The organism is Streptomyces sp. NPDC003300 (assembly GCF_040610915.1).
GTDB lineage: Bacteria > Actinomycetota > Actinomycetes > Streptomycetales > Streptomycetaceae > Actinacidiphila.
Map to the genome: position 1 here is coordinate 300436 of NZ_JBEXNE010000004.1, position 22207 is coordinate 322642.

A 22207-nucleotide genomic window follows, 5' to 3' on the forward strand; every position below is an offset into this window, starting at 1 on the left:
GCGGCCAGCATCTCCTCGGGCCGGGCGATGAAGGCGGCCACGACTTCCTTGTCCAGGCGTCCGCCCCGGGTCGGCGGGCCCTGGTGGGACGGGTGAGCCGTGGCCAAGTCCGTCGTCTTGCGGCTGACGCTTCCCGTGGAGCGGAACTTGACGCTGCGGGTCTCGACCGGGTGGAGGGGGAGCACTTGCAGCAGGTCGGACAAGTCCATTACCTGGAGGTCGTTCTCGCGAAGTTCCTTCCAGCCGTTCTGCACGACGAGGGCGCACGCGAGGAGGAGTTCATCCCGCTGCCAAGAAGGGTTCCGCATGCGCCTTATCGTAGGACTGCTCGCTGTGGCGTGACGGGTGCCCGAAGACTGCCGTCCGCTGCGCGACACTTGAGCGGATTGTCAGTGGGGTCTGCCACCCTCTGTGACAGTGAGATGCAAGACGCTCACACGGCGCGACTGGGATGAGGGTGCATGACGAGCATTGAGCCACAGTTCACCTCGGTGGAGATCTGCGCCGGAGCAGGCGGCCAGGCGGTGGGCCTGCACCGGGCGGGGTTCAAGCACCTTGCCCTGATCGAGATCGACCCGCATGCCTGCCAGACGCTCAAGGACAACGTCGAGGGCAATCCGAAGTGGGACGGCTGCAAGGTCATCGAGGCCGATCTCACGAAGTTTGACCCACGCCGGTTGAAGCTCAAGCCAGGAGTGCTCGACCTGTTGGCGGGCGGCGTCCCGTGCCCGCCGTTCTCGGCGGCAGGCAAGCAACTGGGCCACGAGGATGAGCGTGACCTCTTTCCTACGATGCTTGACCTGATCGGCTTCCTGCAGCCGAAGGCCGTGATGATTGAAAACGTCCGGGCACTGCTGGAACCGCCCGAGAAGTTCCGTAAGTACCGCGAAGACGTCATCGAGCACCGCCTCAAAGAGGCTGGATACACGATCTGCTACTGGAAAGTGCTGGAAGCACGGGACTACGGGGTTCCGCAGCTTCGGCCGCGGGCGATTCTCGTAGCGATGAAGCCGGAGTATGCGAAGCACTTCGCCTGGACTGAACCGGAGCACACCAAGCTGCTCACGGTTGCGAAAGCCTTGGCGAAGTCCATGCGTGAGCGCTACCAGGCCAGCGGGCAGGACCCTCGCTGGAAGGGTCTTTACACCGCCCGCTGGGAGACCGCCTACAAGAAGTGGCTCAAGGCCGCGAAGACCGGCACCGTGGCGCCCACGCTGGTGGGCGGATCAAAGAAGCACGGCGGAGCGGATCTCGGCCCCAGCCGGGCGAAGGAAGCCTGGCGGAAGCTCGGTGTGTGCGGGCTGGGCGTCGCGAACGATCCGTCGGACCTTCAGGATCCGGAGCGGGACCTCTACGCGGAGCGCGGTCCCAAGCTGACCGTGCTGCAGGCAGCGACCATCCAGGGATTCCCCGAGGACTGGAAATTCTCCGGCCGGAAGACGGCGGCATACCGCCAGGTGGGGAACGCCTTCCCGCCGCCTGTCGCCGAAGCCGTCGGCAAACAGATCGTCGCCGCCTTGGCCGCGGGGAAGCGTGAGAAGGACGCGCAGATCGAGAAGGACTCCGCTCTCTTTGAAGTCTCCGCCCCGTCAGCTCCTGCTCGCACGCATCTTGTCAACCGTGGCGGCGATCGTGAGCGCGCAGGCGTCCGGTGACTCGTGCTCCCAAAAGCGCAGCGCCGTCCAGCCGGCTTCAGCGAGCCGTTCGTTCGTATCCCGGTCCCGCGCCATGTTCCTGGCGACCTTCTCTGACCAGTAGCCCGAATTGGTCTTCGGCGACACATAGTGCTCCGGGCAGCCGTGCCAGTAGCAGCCGTCGATGAAGACGGCGACCTTTGCCGGCCGGAACACCAGATCCGCCGTCCGGCGAAGGTCGGGCAGGGGGCGCGCTGAGACGCGATAGCGCAGCCCCCGCGCATGCACCAGGCGCCGTATCAGCCACTCCGGCCCCGTATCCCGGCTCCGGATAGCCTGCATGTTCCGTCGGCGGCTCTCAGAAGAGGCCCAGGAACCCGGCGGTGGGGACCAGTCGTCCGTCAACCTGCTCTCCCCCCTTGAGTCACGTACGCCCCGGACACACAGTTCGGCCTTCAGCCGTCCAGAGGCACTCAACGGTACCGAGCCTACGGGTGGGCTGGCCGAAGACACTGCGCTGGCAGTCAGCCCGTTCACTTGGTGTGGGTAGGGAGCAGCGGAGCCGCCTGGGGCGGTTCGCCCGGCAGGGCGCAGGCCCAGCGGCGTTCACTGAGAACGACGGTGGGCCGGAGGGTCTCCGCCGGTCCGACCTCAACGACACGAACGCTGACGAACTCGCCCTCGCGGGGTACCGGTATGCCCAGTTGCTCGGCGATCCGCCTGTGGCTCTCGTAGTCGCCGATGATGAGGATGCCGTCCCTGCGCAGTGCGCTCCGCGAACCCCCATTGCCGCGGACCCGCTTCATGTAGTCCTTCTGCTGCGCTACCGTCCGCACGACGTTCCGTCCGATCCGGCGCTTCTGGACTCTGCGGAAGAGTTCGTTCAAGCGCGCCTGCCCAGATGAGGATGCGAACACTGCTTTCCGGTCGGTCGGATCCATGTGGAGCAGCACATTCTCCGGGAGTTCCGCATCGCGCCATAGCCACGTGATCTTTTCCCGTTGCTTGGAGTTGACCGTCTGCTTGAGGTCCCGGTTGTTGCCCTGGTTCAGCAACTCCGCCCTGATGCGCACCAGGCCGGCGCTCCACCGGCTCTTGTAGTCATCAGCCCAGACGAGCAGGCACAGATGGCCAATTGCCTCCGGCGGAATCATCCAGCCGCCGAAGGTCTGGGAATACTTGCAGTCCACGTCGACGCCCGCGATTTTGTAGTCCATGGCGTCACCGTCAGCAAACCGGAACTCCCGCTGGAGATTGATCTCTACGACCGTGCCCGCATGCGTCTTCTCCGTTTTGAAGAGCGTCTTCCAGTCGTAACGGCCTGTGCTCTCCCCGTCGAGGAGTTGGTCGATGGTGTTCCGGAGCACTGTTGCGAACCGGAAGCCCGAGGGATCCGCCGCCCGGAGCGCTTCCACGACGGCCGCAAGCTCGGGGTCGTCCTGGTCGGCAGACGCGATGTTCGTGGCAGCCGAGTGGTCGAGGGGGAGCAAACGTATACCTCCTTCAGCCTGAGCGGCTTGCGAACGGCCGGGGCCGACGGGGACGTTGCCGTCGCCGAAGGCGCAGTCGTGCTGGGCGCGCTAACGGGGCCGTCAGCCTACCGATGCTCCGGGCCCGTGCGGGGTAAGGGCGCGAGACGGCGGCGGGCAGCAGCAGGTTGGCGCCTTGGGTGACCACGGTGGAGTTGTCGCCCGTACCCCGCTCGACGATCGCGACGGCCGTCCCCGACGGCGCGGGGTTGACCACGAGGTGCGTGGTGGCGACGCACGCGGCGGCCAGGTCGGCGCGCAGGAACTCACCGGCGTTCGTCGTCCCGCGTGCCGCACAGCAGGACCGCGTCGCACGACCGTTCGGCCAGGACCTGGAAAAGGGCTCGAGAGGTCGGGCAGCAGGACGGCCACGGTGTTCGACGCCTTGCGGGCCGAGTCGCTGGAGCCAGGCCGTTGCGCGGGCTCGTGCGGAGATTAACGGTGCTTGCCGGGTCCGGGGGCGCCCCACGTGCCGGGTGCCTGCGCGTGCCATGCGCCGGGCGCACCCCACTGGCCGGGCGCCTGGCCGTCCCACGGCCGGGGGCCCCACATCGGGGCCTGGCGTGGATGCGGGAAGGGTGCCGCCCAGGCGGCGGGCGGGAGGTGCGGCGTCGCGGCCTGGGCGAGCGGGATTCGCACCAGGGACTTGCGCTGCCAGAGGTGATGGAGGAGTTCGGCTTCGCGCGCGGTGAAGTCCGGCGCGGGCATGCCGCGGGTGGCCGCCGCGCGCAGGAAGGCGAGGTGCGTGGCGAAGGCGGTGTAGTCGCGTACCGCGCGCGCCCCGCTCTCGCCGTAGTAGCGGCGCGCGGTGTCGCGGGCCTGGCTGCGGGCCTTCATCGAGGCCAGGGCGATCGGCTCGGGGAGCGTCAGCCAGCCGGCGGCGGCGTAGACGGGGAGGTTGGTGCGGATGGTGCGCAACTCGCGGGCGCGGGCCCAGAAGGCGAGCCAGACGACGAGGCCGAAGACCGGGATCATGACGGCCACGTAGACGGTCAGGAAGCCGACGGGCGAGAGCATCGAGGAGCTGTTCCACAGGCCGTGCAGCACCATCGCGAGCAGCCAGCCGCCGAGCGGCGCGAGCCAGCGCCACACACTGCGCGGGCGGCTGGTGGCGGCGATGGCGAAACCGATGCCGGTCATCGCCGTGAAGAGCGGGTGCGCGAAGGGTGTCATCAGGACGCGGACGAAGAAGGTCGCGGCGGTCGCCGAGTCGAGTACGGAGGAGCCGAGCGCCTTGTCCTCGCCGAAGGCCGAGCCGATGTACAGGATGTTCTCGGTGAAGGCGAAGCCGGTCGCGGCCAGCCCCGCCAGCACGATGCCGTCCACGACGGACTCGATGTGACGGCGCCGGAAGAGGAAGAGCAGCAGGAGCGCGGCGCCCTTCGCCGTCTCCTCCACCAGCGGCGCGACGAAGGTCGCACCCCAGTGGTCGGTCTGCGTCGGAGTCGCGGAGAAGGTCGTGGCGATCAGCTTGGCGCCGTACTCGTTGGCGAACAGCGCGACGAGGGTCGCCGCGCACGCGCCCCAGGAGAAGGCGAAGACCACGTTCTGCCAGGGGCTCGGCGCCACGTGGTCGAGCCACAGGAACGCCCAGACCAGCAACGGCACCGGCAGGACGGCCAGCACCAGGCCGACCAGGAAGCTCTCGGTGCCTATGTGCTGGCGCACGACCGCGAGGATGATCACACCGCAGACGGCCAACGCCGTGAACAGCGCGCCCGTACGGACCGCCCGGCTCTCCCAGAACGGACGGCGGGGCGCGTACTGCCAGGTCTCGGGAGCGGGCGCGGGAGCGAATCCGGGCGGCGGCCCGGCGGGTGCGGCCTCCGACGCGTCGGGACCGGATACGTCGGGACCGGATACGTCGGGACCGGATACGTCGGGACCGGATACGTCGGCACCGGATACGTCGCGACCGGATACGTCGCAACTCGATCCGGCGGAACCTGATCCGTCGAAGCCCGATCCGGCGGTCCCGGACTGCGGTCCCGGCGCGGCGGACCCGGGCGGCGGCCCCGACGCGGGCAGGGCAGCGGCCTCCTGAGGACCCGCGGCCCCGGCAGCCGGGTGCGAAAACATGGACACCCGTCGACAGTACGGGGGCCGGGCGGCCGTACGCGAGGGTGCGTCGGCATCGGTTCGCGCAGGTGACCGACGCTGCCCGGCCCGAACGGGCGGGTCAGGGGCGGTTCCGGCGGCGGCTCAGGGACCGGGCCAGGGACGGGGCCAGGGACCGGGCCAGGGACGAGACCAGGGGCGGGCCAGGAGACGGTTCCCGGAGCGCGCGCCGGTCGCGTACGCCGGACGTCCCCGCGCCCGTACGCGCCCCGTGCCCGTACGCCGGACGTCCCCCGCGCCCGTACGCCCGTCGCGCCCCACCCGCCTACGCAGGACACCCCCCGCCGCCTCCCTCAGATACGGGTGAACAGCAGGTCGCGTACGACGTGCCCCTTCGCCAGCCCCTGCCGCTCGAACTTCGTCATCGGCCGGAAGTCCGGCCGGGGGGCGAAACCTTCCGCCGGGTACCGGTTCGCCAGCCCCGGCTCCGCCGCCAGCACCTCCAGCATCTGCTCGGCGTACGGCTCCCAGTCCGTCGCGCAGTGCACGACCGCGCCGGGCCGCAGCAGGGGCAGCACCATGGCCAGGAAGTCCGGCTGGATCAGCCGCCGCTTGTGGTGCTTGGCCTTCGGCCAGGGGTCGGGGAAGTACACGCGCAGGCCCGCGAGCGAGGCGGGCGACAGCATGTCCCGCAGCAGGACGACGGCGTCGCCGTTGGCCACGCGGACGTTCGTCAGGCCGAGGCGGTCGGCGAGCGCCAGCAGATTCCCCTGGCCGGGGGTGTGCACATCGACGGCCAGGATGCCGGTCGCCGGGTCCGCCGCCGCCATCGCGGCGGTCGCGTCCCCCATCCCGAAGCCGATCTCCAGCACCACGGGCAGTTCGGGGTCGCCGAAGAGCGCGCCCTGGTCCAGCGGCGCGCCGTCCAGCTCCACCCCCCACGCCTCCCAGTGCCGCTCGATCGCCGCGGCCTGCGCCTGCGTGATCCGCCCCCGCCGGGCATGGAACGACCTGATCCGGTGCTCCTCCCGCGACCCCGCCGGATCGGGCGCGGGCCCGCTGGGAAAGCGCTGCTGCTTGCCGACGCCGGAGACGGCCTTTCCGGCAACGGCTTCCGTGACGGATACGGCGTCGGCTTCCGTGACGGATTCCGCTACGGCGACGGCGACGGCTAGGGCTACGGCATCGGTCTCGCGTACGGCGGGCGCGCTCGTACGCGTGGCGGGGGGAGTGGGTGACGTGGACACAATGCCGTCGATTCTACGGGGCGCCCGCGGCCCCCGGAGCGGCTGCCAGCGGCGTACGGGCTCACGTACCGGTGCGCGGACGCGCCGCGTAAGGCCAGGTCCGGGGCCGTACGGCGGCCGGGGGCGCAGGCGCGAACCGTGAACGCCGTCCGCGGGGCTACGCGGCGCGCAGGGCCTCCAGGGCCCGGCGGGCGACCTCGCGGCCGATCGGGAGCGAGGCGGTGGCGGCGGGGGAGGGGGCGTTGAGGACGTGGACGAAGGGGGCGGTCCCGGCGAAGAGGAAGTCGTCGACGAGGGTCCCGTCGGGGAGTACGGCCTGGGCGCGGACTCCGGCGGGGGCCGGGACGAGGTCGCCGGGGCGCAGCGCGGGCAGCAGGCGGCGGGCGTCGGCGGTGAAGGCGCGCTTGGACAGCGAGCGGTGGATCTCGCCCGCCTCCTGGCGCCAGTGGCGGCGGGCGATCCGCCAGGTGCCGGGGAAGCGGGCGGTCGCGGCGAGGTCGCGCAGCCCCACGGTGCCGCGCCGGTAGCCCTCGCGGGCGAGCGCGGGCACCGCGTTCGGACCGAGGTGGACGCCGCCGTGCACATCGCGGGTCAGGTGGACGCCGAGGAAGGGGAAGTCCGGGTCGGGCACCGGGTAGACAAGACCGCGCACCAGCCCGCGGCGGACCGGGATCAGCTCGTAGAACTCGCCGCGGAAGGGCACGATCCGCATGCCCGGGTCGTCCCCGGCCAGCTCCGCGATCCGGTCGCTGTGCAGCCCCGCGCAGTTGACCAGCACTTTCGTACGGATCTCGGGGCGCGGGCGGCCCTCGGCGTCGCTGCTGCGGACGGCGACCAGGCCGTCGGCGCGGCGCTCGATCGTACGGACCCGCTCGCCGTAGCGGACCCGGCAGCCCGCGTCCCCGGCCAGCCGGGCCAGGGTGGCGGCGACCTCGCGGAAGTCGCAGATGCCGGTGGTGGCGACGTGGATGGCGGCCAGCCCCGCGACCTTCGGCTCGTACTCGGCGATCTGGGCCGGGCCCAACTCCCTGACCGGGATGCCGTGTTCGCGGCCCCGCTGGACCAGGGCGTGCAGCCGCGGGAGTTCGGCCTGGGCGGTGGCGACGATGAGCTTGCCGGTGGTCTCGTGGGGGATGCCGTGCTCGGCGCAGAATTTGCCGATCTCGGCCGAACCCGCCAGCGCGTACTGGGCTTTGAGGGAGCCGGGGCGGTAGTAGATGCCGCTGTGGATGACTCCGCTGTTGCGGCCGGTCTGGTGGCGCGCGGGGCCCGGTTCCTTCTCCAGGACGGTGACGCGGATGCCGGGGGAGGCGCGGGTGAGCGCGTAGGCGGTGGAGAGGCCGATGATGCCCGCGCCCACGACAAGGACATCCTCCGGGCGGGAGGCGGGTGCGGTGCTGCGGGTCATGACGCCTCCTGCCTGTGGGGCCCTCATAGCCCGGAGGCCCGCTCCTCAAACGCCGTACCGGCCGGAAACCGCCGGACGGCCCGGAATTTGCTGCTGGCGCATCCACGCCGCCGCTACGCCCGTGCTGTCGGCCTTCCCGCGCTTCTGGCGCGGCCACGCTGCCCGCCCGCCCGCCCGCGCCGCCGGTCCGCCCGCCCGCGCCTGCCGGCCCGCCCGGCTGAATCGTTTACGCCGGGGCCGCGAGCAAGGGCCTGGCCCGCTCCCGCAGCTCCAGCACCCGCGGCTCGTCGTTGTACGGCTCCAGGCGGTGCAGCAGGTCGCGGACGTACTCCGTGGTGCGGGCCGAGGAGATGCGGCCCGCGACCTCGACGGCCTTGGTGCCCGCGGCGCACGCGGCGTCCAGGTTCCCGGACTCCAGTTCGGCGACGGCGGAGACGACCAGGCGCAGGCCGTGGGAGCGGACGAACTCCTCGGTGGGCCGGGCGAGGGCCTGCTCGGTGAAGCGCTGCACCTGGCGCGGGACGCGCAGGTCGCGGTAGCACTCGGCGGCGTCGGCGGCGAGCCGGTCGTAGGAGTAGAAGCCGAGCCACTGCGGGTCGGCGTCGCCCTCGCGGGAGCGCTCGAGTAACGCCTCCGCGGCGGCCAGCGAGGCCCCGCAGGCGGCGGCCTCGCCCGCCTTGGCGTGCGCGCGGGCCTCCACGAGGTGGAAGAAGCTCATCGTGCGGGCGGTCGCCAGACCGCGGTTGCGCTCCAGCGCGGCCTGGGCGAGGTCGACGCCCTCGTCGGAGAAGTTGCGGTACGTGGCCTGGAGCGACATCGAGGCGAGCACGTAACCGCCGAGCGGTACGTCGGCGGCGGCGCGGGCCATCCGCAGCGCCTGGATGTAATACCGCTGGGCGGCCTCCTGTTGGCCGGTGTCGAAGGCCATCCACCCGGCGAGACGGGTGAGTTCGGCGGTCGCGCCGAACAGCGCGCGGCCCACGTCGTCGCTGTAGGAACCGAGCAGCAGGGGCGCCGCCTCGACCCGCAGGCACTCCGGGACCATGCCCGAACGCCAGTCGCCGCCACCGTACTTGGAGTCCCAGCGGCGGGCGTCCTCGGCGGCTTCGCGGAGCTTGGTCACGTCGTTGTGACCGACGTGGTTCATGCCCGGCGCGGGCGCGTCGCGGGCCACGGTGGCGTCCGCGGGGGTGATCAACCAGCGCGACGCGGGGGTCACGTAAGCGCTCACTGCGAAAGATCCGGCCAAGCTCTGCCAGATGCCGGTGCCGCCGGGTCCGCGCCGTCCGGCAAGATCCAACCGCCACAGATCGGTGGCCGATTTCACCGCCTCGCCGACATCGCGCGGGAAGGCGAGACCGACCTCGGGCGCCGGGTCCGCGTCGGCCAGACCGATCTCGTGCAGCGGCACGGGACGGCCGAGCTTGGCGCCTATCGCCGCCGCGATCAGATGCGGCGCGGCGCCCTGCGGAACCATGCCCTTGGCCACCCACCGGGCGACCGACGTCTTGTCATAACGCAGGGTCAGGCCGCGTTGGGCGCCCAAGTCGTTGACCCTGCGGGCCAGTCCGGCGTTGCTGATGCCCGCCAGAGCGAGAAGGGTGCCGAGCTTCTCGTTCGGCCCGCGGTGTTCTCTGTTCACTGCGGTTCACCTCGTGATGCCGCTGGGGGGCAGGCCGGCCGGCCTGGTCTTGTCGTGGGGTACGGGGGTCACCCTCCCCTGGAGCCCGATTCAGCCACCGCGGTGACCGCTCGGCGGCCGGTGCGGCGCATGCGCCGGACACCCGAGCCGCGCGTACGTGTGCGAACCGGGTACACCCAGCGTAGTTCGCCGCATCCCGACCGTTAAGAGTCTCGTCCCGGATGGCGAGATTCCTGCCCCTTACTCGCCACCTCATTGGACCGTGCTCCCGGTATATGTGGCCGTGCGCCCGGCCGTGCGCTCTGTGCCGTCCGGGACGGCGGCGCTTGCATAGGGTCCGTGGGTCGGCCCGCGGCCCCGGCAGGCGGCTATGGCGGTGGTACGGCGGGCCAGGGGGTTCCGTTGCCACAATCCCCGCGGGCGGCGGACCGGCCCGGGAGGTGCGTCAGCGCCCTCCCGGGCCGTGGACCTCCCCTTGCGCCGAAGCCTCCCCGCGACGGCGCGCCCGCGCCCGGCCCCGCCCGCGCCGCCCGGCGTCCGCGGGAGGTGCTCCACCAGCGGTCCACACCTGCTCCACACCTTCTCCACGGCCCTCACCACTGTCTCCTTCACCACATTCACCGCCCCCGCCCGCGCCGGAACGTGCCCTTAATGTCCCGCATGCCGACCTCGAACGGTCCTCAACCGGTCCCTGGTCGCGTACGTGGCTTTCCGGCATATCAACTCCGGCATGTGCCGCAGACTTTGGCGCGAATCAGACGTTTCGGCTGATGCGTGTTTCACACTCGCCTCGCGGCTGCCCTCAGCGCGCGACCCGGCGCTCCTTGGTGCACCCATGCGCCGCTTTGCGCGCCTTCACGTGGCAGCATGGTCTTTCGGACGTCAGACGTGGCAGCGAAGCGGTAGAGCAGTGGGGCGGCGGCAGAGCGGCCCCCCGCGTACCGGCTGTCCACAGCCTGTGGAGGCGGCGATGCGGTGGTTGGTGGGGTGGAGCAGTGCCACCGCGGGTCCCGTTCCCGGCAGCAGGACCCGTACGCTCCTGCCCGTCGGTGCCCAACTCCTGTGGTCGGAACCGGATCCGCTGTGGGCCGTCGGTGACTGGCGGCCCGACGAGGTCCGTGTCGTCCAGGCCGATCCGGGCGGCGGCGCCGCGTACGCCTTCGGCGGCGGCAAAGGTGCGGCGTACGGCTCCGCGGGCGCGGCCTACGGGGACGGTTACGGCGACACGTACGGCGGGGCGGGTGCCGCGTACGGCGACGGCGGCGCGTACCGCAACGGCGCCCGGGGCGGCGGCGGTTCGAACGGCTCCCACGGCAACGGCTCCCATGGCAACGGGCACGGCGGGGGCACCCCGCACACCGTCGCCCGGCTCGCCGTACTCGGCCGATGCGGCGCCAGCGACGCCGAGTTGCGGCTCGGCCTGGTCGCCGCCCGCGGCGGCGCGCTGCGCCATCTGACGGCCTGGTCGGGCAGTTACACCGCCGTACTCCAACTCGGCCGCCGCATCACCGTGTTGGGCGACCTCGCCGGGGCCAGGCCGGTCTTCCACACCCGTTGGGCGGGCGGTACGGCGTACGCGACCGCCGCCCTCCCGCTCGCCGACCTCATCGAGGCCGGGCTCGACGTCACCCACCTCGCCGCGCTCCTCGCCTGCCCCGACTCGCCCGAAGCGCTCGGCGACGGCACCCCGTACCTCGGCGTCCGCCGTGTCCCGCCCGGCCACGCGCTCATCCTGCGCGACGGTGCCCCGGAGATCAGCGGTTACGAACAGACCACCTCGCTGGCCGTCGGCCACCAGCCCACCAACAACGCCGACGCCACCGCGGCCGTCGAGGGCATACGGGACGCGCTCGTCGACGCCGTACGCGCCAGGCTCTCCCAGGCCCGCTTCGTACCCGACCCCGGGGACGGGCCCGCGCCCGGCATCGGCGCCGACCTCTCCGGCGGCAGCGCCTCCGCCACGCTCGCGCTGCTCGCCGCCGGGCTGCCCGGCAACCCCGGCATGCTGCCCGGCGCGCCCGGCTCCCTCGCGGGCGAGCGGCTGCTCGCCGTCACCTTCAACGACCTCGCGGGCGGCGGACCTCCGGGGTCCTCCGGCGGGGAGCCCTCGGGCGGCGGACTCCACTCCAGGGAAGCGCAGTTGGAGCGGGCGCGGATCATGGGCGCCGACCCGCGGCTGCGGCACGTCGTCGTCCCCGGCGGCCCCGAGGCGCTGCCGTACGCCGACCTCGGCGGCGGCGCGCTCACCGACGAGCCGGCCCCCTCCCTCGTCGACGCCGAACGCAACCGCCGGCGGCTCGCCGCGGGCGGCGCCGACCACCTCATCGGATACGGCGCCCGGCAGGTCCTCGACGCGCATCCCGCGCGGCTCGCCGACCTCCTGATGGACCGGCGCCGCCGCCACCTCGTTCGGCCGGTGGCCGCGCTCACCCGCGCCGACGGGGCCCTCGGGCACCCGGCGCTGGTGCCCTTCACCGTGCCGATCACCGTCTACCGCGCCGCCCGGCGGCTCGCCCGCACCCCGTATCAACAGGGTGTGGAGGACGCGGCGGCGCGGCTCCAGCGACACGAGTTCGGCTCCGCCGGCAGTGGGCCGCTGGCCGCGTCCCTCGCCGCGATGACCTGGGTACGGCCGGGGCCCGCCGCCCGCTGGCTCACCGGGGAGGCGCTGGCCGAAGTGTCGGTACGCCTCCAGGACGCCGCGCGGCGGCCGTGGCCGATGGACCGGCCGGGGGAGCGGCGCGCCCGCGCCGTGCTGGCGCGTACCGCCGCGGATTTCCGCGCCTTCGAGCAGGCCGCGGCGGTGCCCAGCCAGCGGCTGCACGCGCCCTTCCTCGACAACCAGGTCGTCCGGGCCTGCCGGGCACTGCCCGGCGCCCTTCGCGTACGGCCCGGCGCCCGGGCCGACGTCCTGCGCGACGTCCTCGAAGGCGCCGGGGTCCGTGACCTGCCGCCGGGGTGGGGCGCCAACTCCCACTCCACCGCTGCCGCGGCGGCCCGCACGGGGTTGCGCTTGGCGCTGGACGACCTTCTGGACCTTTTTGACGCGCCGCTGCTTGCCGATGCCGGGCTCATCGACGCTCGGGTGGTGCGCTCCGCGCTGGTCGCTGTCGCGGACGGGGGTGGGGTGCCGGCGGATCTCGACGGGTTGGGCGACCTTGTCGCCACTGAGGTCTGGCTGCGGCGGCTGCTTGCGCGGCGGGGGTCGTGCTGGACCGATCCCGCCACTCCCACTGATCCGCGCGCCCTCTCTTCCGGCGTCCAGCGCCTCTCCCTCTGACGTCGCGTTTCTCCTTTTCCCGCCCGCCCACCCGTGCGGGTGTTTTTTCGTCTGCGGGTGCCGCTTGTGCCTGGGTCGGTGCCGGTCCGGGGTACCTCCTCGAAATGCGGCTACCTGGCCCCGCGTATCCGGTGCCCTTCTTGTCACCGCATTTCTGCGGGGGCACCCCGGCCCGTCCCCTCCCGGTACGTCGGCGTCCGCCTGTCCGGTGGGGGTTGCCGGGGAGGTTAGGGGGTCTTCTCAGCGTGCCGCCCTGCGCCGGCGGCCCCCCGGCGTGGGGCCCTTCCCCAAGCGCCCCACGACGCCCCTGCGCCCACCCCACTCCGACACCCCTCACCCCTTAGGTCCCGCACCTCCCCCCACCAGGCTGGAGGGGGTGGCGTGAGGCCCCCTTCCGCCCGCCCCGCCGGGAGGTCGGGTGGCGCAGGGGTCGGGCTCCCACCCACCCCCCTGCCCGGCCACCCCAACGGACCGTCTTGCGTACAGGTCCGGCACCCCACCCACCCCCCTTTGCCCACCCGCCCCCTCCTCCCGCCCCGGGTGGACGGTCGGTCGTGCAGGGGCCGCACCCCCTGCCACCCCTCCCCCCTCAGCCACAGCGGACAGGCGGGCGCCGACGGACCGGAGGGGTCGGTGCGGGGTGCCCCCGCAGGGGGACGAACGGGCAGGGGCAGAAGCGAGTGGAGGTGGCCGCAGGTTCGTCGCCCGAGGAGGTGCCCCGGGCCGGGACCGACCAGGAACGGGCGGCACCCGCAGACGAAGAAAGCACCCGCACGGGTGGGCGGGCGGGAAGGCCCAGGCACCGCAAAGGCGCCCACCCCTGTCAGTGGGGTGACGCAGAATGGTCCTCGGGGAACCGACGGGGACAAGGCGAAGGGAGGTCGACATGACGGTATGGGACGACGTCGTCGGCCAGCAGCGCGTAGTCGCGGAGCTATCAGCGGCGGCGGCAGACGCAAACGCCTTGGTGACGGCCCACGAAGAAGGCCGTCCACAACCCGAGGCGTCAAGAATGACGCACGCCTGGCTGTTCACCGGCCCCCCCGGCTCGGGCCGATCCACCGCCGCCAGAGCCTTCGCCGCCGCACTCCAATGCGTCAGCCCCGACCGAGCCCTCGGCGCCGCCCCCGGCTGCGGCTTCTGCGACGGCTGCCACACCACGGCCGTCGGCACCCACGCCGACGTGGAATTCGTCCGCACGGACCTCCTCTCCATCGGCGTCAAAGAGACCCGTGAACTGGTGCGGCGTGCCGCGCTGTCCCCGGCCGGAGGCCGCTGGCAGATCATCGTCATGGAAGACGCGGACCGCCTGACGGAAGGCGCGGGCAACGTACTGCTGAAAGCCGTCGAGGAGCCCGCCCCTCGCACGGTGTGGCTGCTGTGCGCGCCGTCGGTGGAGGACGCGCTGCCGACGATCCGTTCGCGGTGCAGGCTGCTGAGCCTGCGTACGCCCTCGGCCGAGGCGGTCGCGGACGTACTGATGCGGCGCGACGGCATCGACCCGGCGCTGGCGGAGCGGGTCGCGCGGGCGACCCAGGGCCACATAGGGCGTGCGAGGCGGCTGGCGACGGACGAGCAGGCACGGTCCCGCCGCGCCGCGGTGCTGCGCGTACCGCTGCGGGTCGCGGACATCGGCGGGTGCCTGCGCGCGGCGCAGGAGTTGGTGGACGCGGCGCAGGAGGACGCGAAGGCGGTCGCGGAGGAGGTCGACGGCAAGGAGACCGAGGAGATGCGGGCGGCCCTCGGCGCGGCGGCGGGCGCGGGCAGCCGGATGCCGCGCGGCACGGCGGGCGCGATGAAGGAGCTGGCGGACCGGCAGAAGCGGCGTTCGACGCGTACGCAGCGCGACACCCTCGACCTCGCGCTCACCGACCTCGCCGGTTTCTACCGCGACGTGCTGTCGTTGCAGCTCGGCTCGGCGGTCGGCATCGCGAACACCGAGGTCCGCGAGGGCATCGAGCAGATCGCGTCGTCGTCCCGGCCGGAGAACAGCCTGCGCAGGATCGAGGCCGTGCTCGCCTGCCGCGACGCCCTGGACCGTAACGTCGCCCCGCTGCTGGCGGTGGAGGCCATGACCCTGGCGCTACGAGCGGGCTGAGGGCCGAGCCGCGGCTCGGGGTCCGGCCGCCGGAAGGGTCCCGGCGGCCGGGAGGTTCGTCCTCCCGGAAGGGCACCCCGGCGGTCCGGGGCTCATCCGCCGGAAGGCCACCCCCTTGGTCCGTCCGGGTGATCCCGCCCCCGCCCCCGTAACGTCTCCCACCCCACGGCCCGCAGCCGTTGCAAGGTGCAGACAGCGTTCCCGCGCTTCCGCCGCCGTACGGAATCACCAACCGCCCCGGGGGTCATCCCACCCCGAGGACCGACCCGAGGACCCGACCAGGCCCAAGGGTCCGGCCCAAGGCCCCGGTCCAAGACCAAGGCCCAGGCCCAGGCACAAGAACCTGGTCCAAGGCCCCGGCCCGAGGACCAGCTCCCCGTACCCGGCCGCACCGTCCCAGCGGGAGCGCACCCGCACCCGAGGGGTTCCGCCGTGGCCGACGTCGTCCTGTCCGTCCTGCTGCTCGCGGCGACCGCCGCCGCCGTACTGCTGGCCCACCGCGCCCTGCGGCACTGGTGGTCAGAGCGCGCCGGGCGGCCGTACGAACTCCCCGCCGACCGCCTCGGCACCGCCCTGCGCGCGGGGGCGGCCGGGGTCGCGGCGCTCACCGCCCTGTCGCTCGCCGTGCCGTTGCTCAGCGACTCCCGCGACACCGGCCGCGCCGACCGGGCCCCCGCCGGGGAGTCGGCCGAGTCCACGGCCACCGTGCCGCCCGCCCCCAGCCGTACCCCCGCCCCCGCCCCGCCGGCGCCCGAGATGCGTACGGTCGGCCACCCGGCGGGCGGCACCCTGATGGAACTGCGCGACGGCATCCGCGTCTGGCTGCCGCCGCGTTACGAGTCGACGGGCGCGGCGAGCCTCGCGTACCCCGTCGTCCTCGCGCACCTGCCCGCCACCGGCGCCCCCGACCTCTTCGAGGGCTTCGCCGTACAGGCCAAGCGCGGCCTGGCCAATCCGTTCCTGCTGGTCATGCCGCGCGACTGCGGTCAGGACCCGGTCGCCGTCCTGGCGGAGGCCGCCCGCCACTTCCGCGCGCTGCCCGCGAGCGGCGCGCACGCCGTCATCGGCCTCGGCGCGCAGGCGCCCTGCGCGGTGCACGAGGCGCTGACCCACCCGGGCCGGTACCGCGCCGCCGCCGGGATCTCCGGTACGTATCCGCCGCTCGCCCCGGCAGCGGGCCCGCACCCGGCCCTGCTGCTGGCCGCCACCACCGGCGAACTGGCCCCGCGCGCCTCGGCGTTGCGCCTGCGCGCCGCCCTGCGCCCGCGCGGCGACCAGGTCCGGATCATCGACGGCGTACGGGTGCGGCGCGAGATGTACGCGCTGGTCGCGGGGTATCTGACGGAGAAGCTGGAGGGGCCGAGCCGTAAAGCCGCCTCGGCCGTATCGAAGCCGCGCGGCACCTCGGCCGTACCGGAGGCGCACGGGACCTCGGCCGTATCGAAGCCGCGCGCCACCTCGGCCGTATCGAAGGCCGGTCACGCGACAGCCGTACCGGAAGCCCACGCCGCGACCGGGGCGGCGCCCACCCCCACCCCCCTCAAACGCTCATAATCGTGCGTATCACTCGTAAGGGGACAGCTTGAGCGTCTGTCCCCGCCCCCCGGCCGATACGCTCGCAAGCACCCGACGGGAGGATCCGAGCCGCCGATGCACTCCAAGCGCCTGCTCCGCATCCCGGCCACCGTGATCGCGGTGACCGGACTGCTGCTGTCCGCATGCACCTCAGAGGGGGGCGGGCACAAGGCCGCGGCGTCGTCGCCGGTCCCCGCCACCACCTCGCTCAAACCGCTGCCGTCCCAGAGCCCCGCGGACCTTGCGCCGTACTACGGACAGAAGCTGTCGTGGCACGACTGCGGCGTCCCCGGCTTCCAGTGCTCGACCATGAAGGTCCCGCTGGACTACGCGCACCCCGTCACCGCCGACGACCTCAAGCTCGCCGTCGCCCGCAAGAAGGCGACAGGCCCCGGCAAACGGCTCGGCTCGCTGCTGGTCAACCCCGGCGGCCCCGGCGGCTCGGCGATCGACTACCTCCAGTACGCGGCCCTCGGCTACCCGACCGCGGTCACCTCGCGGTACGACATGGCCGCCGTCGACCCGCGCGGCGTCGCCCGCAGCGAGCCCGTCGAATGCCTCAGCGACCCGCAGATGGACGCGTTCACGGCCGTCGACACCACCCCCGACGACAACGCCGAGGTCAACAAGCTCGTCACCGCCGACCGCGGCTTCGCCAACGGCTGCGAGAAGCGTTCCGCCAAGATCCTCGGCCACGTCTCGACCGTCGAGTCCGCCCGCGACATGGACATCCTGCGCGCGCTGCTCGGCGACCAGAAACTGACGTACGTCGGAAAGTCGTACGGCACCTTCCTCGGGGCCACCTACGCCGGGCTCTTCCCGCAGCGCGTCGGCCGTCTCGTGCTCGACGGCGCCATGGACCCCTCCGTCGGCGCGCTGGAGAGCAGCCGCGCCCAGGCCGGCGGCTTCGAGGTCGCCTTCAAGGCGTTCGCGGCGGACTGCGTCAAGCGCTCCGACTGCCCGCTCGGCACGACGTCCACCGACGACGCGGGCAAGCACCTCGACGCGTTCTTCGCCTCCCTGGACAGCCACCCGCTCTCCACCGGCACCAGCCGCCCGCTCACCGAGGCCCTCGGCACGACCGGCGTCATCGCCGCGATGTACGACGAGGGCGCCTGGCCGACCCTGCGCGGCGCCCTGGCCAGCGCCCTCAAGGACGACGGCGGCCCGCTGCTCAAGCTCTCCGACAGCTACTACGAGCGCGACGACAAGGGCAAGTACAGCAATCTGATGTACGCCAACGCCGCCGTCAACTGCCTCGACCTGCCCCCGGCCCTGTCCTCCCCGGCCGACGTCGAACGCGCCCTCCCCTCCTTCCGCGCCGCCTCCCCGCACTTCGGTACGACCCTGGCCTGGTCCTCCCTCATCTGCGGCTACTGGCCCCTGCCGTCCACCGGCCACGCCCAGCGCATCGAGGCCAAGGGCGCCGCCCCGATCCTCGTCGTCGGCACCATCCGCGACCCCGCCACCCCGTACGCCTGGGCCGTCTCCCTCGCCTCCCAGCTCTCCTCCGGCCACCTCCTCACCTACGACGGCGACGGCCACACCGCCTACGCCCGCGGTTCCGACTGCATCGACACCGCCGTCAACGCCTACCTCCTCGACGACACCGTCCCCCCCAAAGACCAGAAGTGCACCTAACCCCTGACCTGCACCCCCCTTGATCCCCCAACGGTCCGAACCACCCCCCGGAACCCTGTAGACTTGGCGCCGCTGCGCCTGCCACCCTTGGCATCAAGGCGCAGCGCGCCGCCTTAGCTCAGTTGGCCAGAGCAACGCACTCGTAATGCGTAGGTCTCGGGTTCGAATCCCGAAGGCGGCTCCACGGTAAACCCCAGGTCGGGCCTCTGACCTGGGGTTTCCTGTTCTGGTTGACCTTGGAATTCGGGTGAAACGGACACGTGCGGTCTGTGCATCGTAATGCGTAGGTCTGCGGTTGGCTCTCAGCGGTCGCTTCTTCGGGTCAGTGCTCTGACCTGAGACTTTATCGCCATCCGCCTTCTAGTCTGCTCTCCGAAGGCCGGACCCGGTGGCCATCCGGTGGCCGCGCGTGCAGGTAGCGTGCAGTAGGACCGCCGGTGCTCGGTTCGTTCAGGGCTGAAGGGTTGTCGAGTTGCGACAAGGGCGCAGCGCACTGAGCCTTTTCAGCGTTGTCTCTCCAGGGTGAGGACGGCCTTGGCGATGACGGTCATGCGGTTGGGGCTGATGCGGGATCTGCGGAAGATCTGCCAGGACTTCAGCCGTGCCGTGCCGCGTTCGACGGGGGCTCGGGCCTGGGCCGGCGCCCGGTTCACGGTGCGCTGGGTGGGGCTGAGTTCGCCACCGGGTAGTCGTCTGACGCCGGTAGTGACCCAGGCGCTGGCGCCCTGGTAGGCGCGGTCGGCCTGGACCGGGATGCCTTGCCGTTCACAGATCCGGATGATCCTGTGCGTGCGGGCGGCGGTCAGGTCGTGAGTGCGGCCGGGCAGGGCGGGCGAGATCCACAGGACCCCGCGGCGGGATCCGTGACGACCTGGACGTTCACGCCATGGCGGCGGTGCTTGGCCGAATAGTCGGCGCGGCTGTCGCCTACGCGATCGCACTCGGCGAGGGTCCCATCGAGGAGGACGAAGTCCGGGTCGTTGTCGCGCAGCATCTTCAGCAGTCCCGGGGCACGATCGGCAAGCAGGCCGGTGACGGCGGTGACGTATCCATGCGCGGTGCCGACGGATATCCCGAAGGCGACTGCAAGGCGGGCGAGGGTCTCGTGACGGGAGCCCTGTCCGTTGCGGCCCCGCCCTCACGCCGCCCCCGTCCCCCGATCGGTGACCCGCTGAAAAGGCTCAGTTAATGCTCCTCGTGACCATTGCCTCAGGGCTGGGATTTTGACTTCACCCGCATGATGTAGAAAAAGGGACCTGATAGCATAAGAATGAACGCCAGAAGGAACCACCCGCCTTTGTTTCCCATGGCGATAAGTGCGATTGAAAGCACCAGCCCAAGGAATACAAATACACTAGTGAAGATGATCGAACGTCGCAGTGCCGCACGCTGTCGAATGTTCCATCCGAGATCAGGCATGCAGCTACCCCCTCTAACTCTACTTTCATGAAGGGGCTGAGGCGACTGCGTCGCCTCAGCCCCAGAAATCTTGCGCAGAACTCAAATCAATTATCCTGAGACTTCACCTGATGCATATTGGCTCGCCGCGTTGGAAAGTGCGTAGCACCTCAGTCCCGCTACAAGGGAAATTCCTTCAGTCTCAGGAGCTCCTGCCACGGCAAGGCTAGTGCACATACCTCCTACGATTCCACCAGCCATAACACCAGCCAAGTCTCCCCACAAAGCTTTTGTGTCGCCTTGGTATGCGTGATAGCCAGCTTGAGCGAGGTCGCCAACCGGTCCAGCCCACTCGCTAACGGCATCGAGGAATCCGAGCCCGTTGGGGTCGGTGTGGTTGACGGGGTCGGCGCCGAAGGCGGCGTAGGGGTTGGTTTCCTGGCCTGAGGGGTCGGTTTGGGTGAAGCGTTCGGTGACGGCGTCGTAGTAGCGGGCGCCCATTTTGTACAGGCCGGTGGGGTCGAGGTAGGCGTCGTGGTAGCGGTAGGGCTGGGGGACGGTCTCGCTCACGCCGCCGGTGCGGGGCATGCCGGTGGGGTTGTAGGTGTAGGTGTTCACGCGGTGCGCGGCGTTGTCGACCAGGCCGAGGACGGAGCCGTCGGCGTCGGTGAGGTAGTAGTAGCTCTTTCCCCCGGTCCTCATGGAGTTGAGTGTGCCCCCGGGCTCGCGGGTGAATCCGGTGTCGGCGCCGGTGGCGGTGGAGGCGGCGAGTCCTTCGGGGCCGTTGTGGAAGGCCGTGGCGCCGAGTTGGGTGCGTTCGGCGTTGTCGGTGCCGGCGTAGGCGGCGGTGTAGGCGGTGCCGGCGGCGGTGAGGGAGGTGAGCTGGTTGAAGTCCGACCAGGTCTCGCCTGTGCGGATGCCGGTGGTGGAGGCGCCGTTGGTTTCGTCGCCGGCCGGGTTGTAGGTCCAGCCGGTGGCGGAGCCGTTCTTGGAGGTCAGTTCGGAGGCGTCGTTGTAGGTGTAGGTGGTGGTGCCGGGGCAGGCGTCGTCGGAGCCGGCCGTGGCTGACACGGTGTTTCCGGCGGCGTCGTAGCAGTACAGCCAGATCGCGGTGGCCGACTCCTTTGCCTCGGCGAGGCGGTTGTGGGAGTCGTAGCTGTAGGTGATGGTCTTGCCGGCCTGGTTGTCGGTGCGGGTGTGCCGCAGGTCGCCGTCCGTGCCCGACTTCCCGGAGGTGTAGGTGTAGGAGAGGTCGACCAGTGTCGTGGAGCCGGCGGCGGTCTTGATGGTCGAGGGGCGGCCGGAGTTGTCCGGGGTGATGGTCTGCGTGGTGCCGCCGGGGTAGGCGACCGAGGTCAGGACGTCGTCGTTGTTGTACCGGTATGTGGTGGTCGACCCGGAGGGGTCCTTGAGCGTCTTGAGGTTGTTGGCATTGTCGTACCCGTAGACCACCGGTCCGGTGGGGTCGGTGTAGGTGGCGACGTTCCCGGCCGGGTCGTACGTCAGCAGCGTTGTCGAGCCGTCGGCCAGGGTGCGCAGCGACTCGCGGTTCAGGGCGTCCGGCAGGTACGTGGTGGTGCCGGTGGCATCGGTGCGGGAGGTCTGGTTGCCGTCACCGTCGAACACGTAGCCCACGGTCGCGCCGCCGGAGGTGGTCACGCCGGTGGTGCGGTCGCGGTCGTCGTAGGCGTACGTGGTGGCGATGCCGCGCCCGTCGGTGGCGGTGTGCGGGCGTCCGAGCGCGTCGAAGCCGTACGTCGTGACGTTCCCGCCGACCCCGCCCACTCCCATCGCGTCGGTGGCGCTGGTAGTCGCCGGGCCGGCTGTGGAAAACCGTTCGACCTCGAGTGCGGCCGCGATGGGCGGCGCTGGTCTCGCGCTCCGCGCGGATGGAGAGCATCTCGCGCCGAAGGTCGAAGGCGAAAAGCGCAGCAAGGGCGGGGGCCGGTCCGGCCGTCGTACACCGGACCGCAGTTGACCATGTCCGCCGCGATCTACGGCGTGCGGGAGCCGGTGCACTGGCAGCTGGAGCAGGTGGACAGCGCGTTCATGCAGCGGCAGATCGCCCGGGAGGTCGGGGGGCAGCTGCGCACCGGCACCGACCCCGAGCGGCTGGCGGCACGGCTGCGCGCCAGGTTCGCCGCAGCCGTCCCGGCCGACATCCGGGAGCCGGGCCGGTGGCTGCTCGGAGTGGCACTGCCGCGGTGGGGCTGTGGCCTCGAGGACTGCGAGGCCGGCGTGCTGTGGTCGACCGGCGCGCGCTGCGAGGTGTGCGCCTCGATCGTCGCCGACCGCCGCCGGCCCGCCGCATCGAGCAGGGCATGTGCCCGGACCACGGCGCCGCCGCAGATCGGTCCGGGGCCTGTCCGGGCTGCGAGGACGACCGTGTCCCGCGCCATGCCGTGCAGATTGTCCCGGGCGGGTTGGACAACCTGCCGCGCGGCGCCTGCTGCAACCGCGGTGCGCGGATCTTCCTGACCGGTGCCGCAGTGTTCGACGGGCGCAGCAAGTCGCCCTCGCCGAACGGGCCAGCCTGTGACCGCGATGCCGGGCGCGCCGTGGCCGGCGTGACGCAGCCGGTTGCGCGGCGCAGCCAGGGTTCAGGACTGCTGGTCGTCGGACTCGCTACCGGGGCGCCGGTCCAGCGCGCGGATCAGGATCTCGGCTCGGATCAGGCGAACGTTGCCTGATGCGGCA

The 22207-nt window shown here is 71.8% G+C and carries 14 protein-coding genes, 1 tRNA gene and 1 pseudogene; 7 read left to right on the top strand and 9 right to left on the bottom strand.

Going from position 1 to position 22207, the window contains the following annotated elements:
- Positions 1 to 461 precede the first annotated feature (461 nt).
- Complete coding sequence (gene dcm / locus ABZX65_RS08495) at positions 462 to 1655, top strand: DNA (cytosine-5-)-methyltransferase (RefSeq protein WP_355336269.1); 1194 nt, start codon at positions 462 to 464, stop codon at positions 1653 to 1655.
- On the opposite strand, the gene ABZX65_RS08500 is transcribed toward dcm, so the two are convergent.
- The 6 genes from ABZX65_RS08500 to ABZX65_RS08525 all read right to left on the bottom strand — a co-directional run bounded on the left by ABZX65_RS08500 (position 1590) and on the right by ABZX65_RS08525 (position 9518).
- The gene (locus ABZX65_RS08500; RefSeq protein WP_355336271.1) at positions 1590 to 2039 is read right to left on the bottom strand and encodes a very short patch repair endonuclease; all 450 of its coding nucleotides are present in this window, start codon (positions 2037 to 2039) and stop codon (positions 1590 to 1592) included. The genes dcm and ABZX65_RS08500 overlap by 66 nt on opposite strands.
- Before the next feature lie 128 nt (positions 2040 to 2167).
- A complete protein-coding gene (locus ABZX65_RS08505; RefSeq protein WP_355336273.1) occupies positions 2168 to 3124 on the bottom strand; it encodes a NaeI family type II restriction endonuclease in 957 nt (318 codons plus the stop codon).
- A gap of 474 nt (positions 3125 to 3598) precedes the next feature.
- Positions 3599 to 5242, bottom strand: coding sequence for a PrsW family intramembrane metalloprotease (locus tag ABZX65_RS08510; RefSeq protein ID WP_355336436.1), 1644 nt, complete (start codon positions 5240 to 5242; stop codon positions 3599 to 3601).
- 332 nt (positions 5243 to 5574) lie between these two features.
- A complete protein-coding gene (gene trmB, locus ABZX65_RS08515) occupies positions 5575 to 6468 on the bottom strand; it encodes a tRNA (guanosine(46)-N7)-methyltransferase TrmB (protein WP_355336275.1) in 894 nt (297 codons plus the stop codon).
- 157 nt (positions 6469 to 6625) lie between these two features.
- The gene (gene lhgO / locus ABZX65_RS08520) at positions 6626 to 7876 is read right to left on the bottom strand and encodes an L-2-hydroxyglutarate oxidase (protein ID WP_355336277.1); all 1251 of its coding nucleotides are present in this window, start codon (positions 7874 to 7876) and stop codon (positions 6626 to 6628) included.
- Between the two features lie 226 nt (positions 7877 to 8102).
- On the bottom strand, positions 8103 to 9518 hold the full coding sequence (locus ABZX65_RS08525) for an MFS transporter (RefSeq protein ID WP_188283634.1): 1416 nt from the start codon (positions 9516 to 9518) through the stop codon (positions 8103 to 8105).
- Positions 9519 to 10488: 970 nt separating this feature from the next.
- Here ABZX65_RS08525 and ABZX65_RS08530 point away from each other — a divergent pair.
- The 5 genes from ABZX65_RS08530 to ABZX65_RS08550 all read left to right on the top strand — a co-directional run bounded on the left by ABZX65_RS08530 (position 10489) and on the right by ABZX65_RS08550 (position 18296).
- On the top strand, positions 10489 to 12798 hold the full coding sequence (locus ABZX65_RS08530; RefSeq protein ID WP_355336280.1) for an asparagine synthase-related protein: 2310 nt from the start codon (positions 10489 to 10491) through the stop codon (positions 12796 to 12798).
- Positions 12799 to 13684: 886 nt separating this feature from the next.
- A complete protein-coding gene (locus tag ABZX65_RS08535) occupies positions 13685 to 14896 on the top strand; it encodes a DNA polymerase III subunit delta' (protein WP_355336282.1) in 1212 nt (403 codons plus the stop codon).
- A gap of 432 nt (positions 14897 to 15328) precedes the next feature.
- Entirely contained in the window at positions 15329 to 16450 is a 1122-nt protein-coding gene (locus ABZX65_RS08540; RefSeq protein WP_355336284.1) for a hypothetical protein, read from the top strand.
- 96 nt (positions 16451 to 16546) lie between these two features.
- The gene (locus ABZX65_RS08545; RefSeq protein WP_355336286.1) at positions 16547 to 18112 is read left to right on the top strand and encodes an alpha/beta hydrolase; all 1566 of its coding nucleotides are present in this window, start codon (positions 16547 to 16549) and stop codon (positions 18110 to 18112) included.
- Positions 18113 to 18219: 107 nt separating this feature from the next.
- Positions 18220 to 18296, top strand: a tRNA-Thr gene (locus tag ABZX65_RS08550).
- 319 nt (positions 18297 to 18615) lie between these two features.
- On the opposite strand, the pseudogene ABZX65_RS08555 reads toward ABZX65_RS08550, so the two are convergent.
- The 3 genes and pseudogenes from ABZX65_RS08555 to ABZX65_RS08565 form a co-directional block, all read right to left on the bottom strand.
- Positions 18616 to 19223: pseudogene (locus ABZX65_RS08555) on the bottom strand (transposase family protein); the annotation flags it as partial.
- A 98-nt stretch (positions 19224 to 19321) separates the two neighbouring features.
- Complete coding sequence (locus tag ABZX65_RS08560) at positions 19322 to 19531, bottom strand: hypothetical protein (protein WP_355336288.1); 210 nt, start codon at positions 19529 to 19531, stop codon at positions 19322 to 19324.
- Positions 19532 to 19621: 90 nt separating this feature from the next.
- Positions 19622 to 21301 (bottom strand): RHS repeat-associated core domain-containing protein, encoded by a 1680-nt coding sequence (locus tag ABZX65_RS08565; protein ID WP_355336290.1) that lies wholly within the window; start codon positions 21299 to 21301, stop codon positions 19622 to 19624.
- 452 nt (positions 21302 to 21753) lie between these two features.
- Between ABZX65_RS08565 and ABZX65_RS08570 the strand changes: the two genes are divergently transcribed.
- Positions 21754 to 22200 (top strand): hypothetical protein, encoded by a 447-nt coding sequence (locus ABZX65_RS08570; protein WP_355336292.1) that lies wholly within the window; start codon positions 21754 to 21756, stop codon positions 22198 to 22200.
- Positions 22201 to 22207 lie beyond the last annotated feature (7 nt).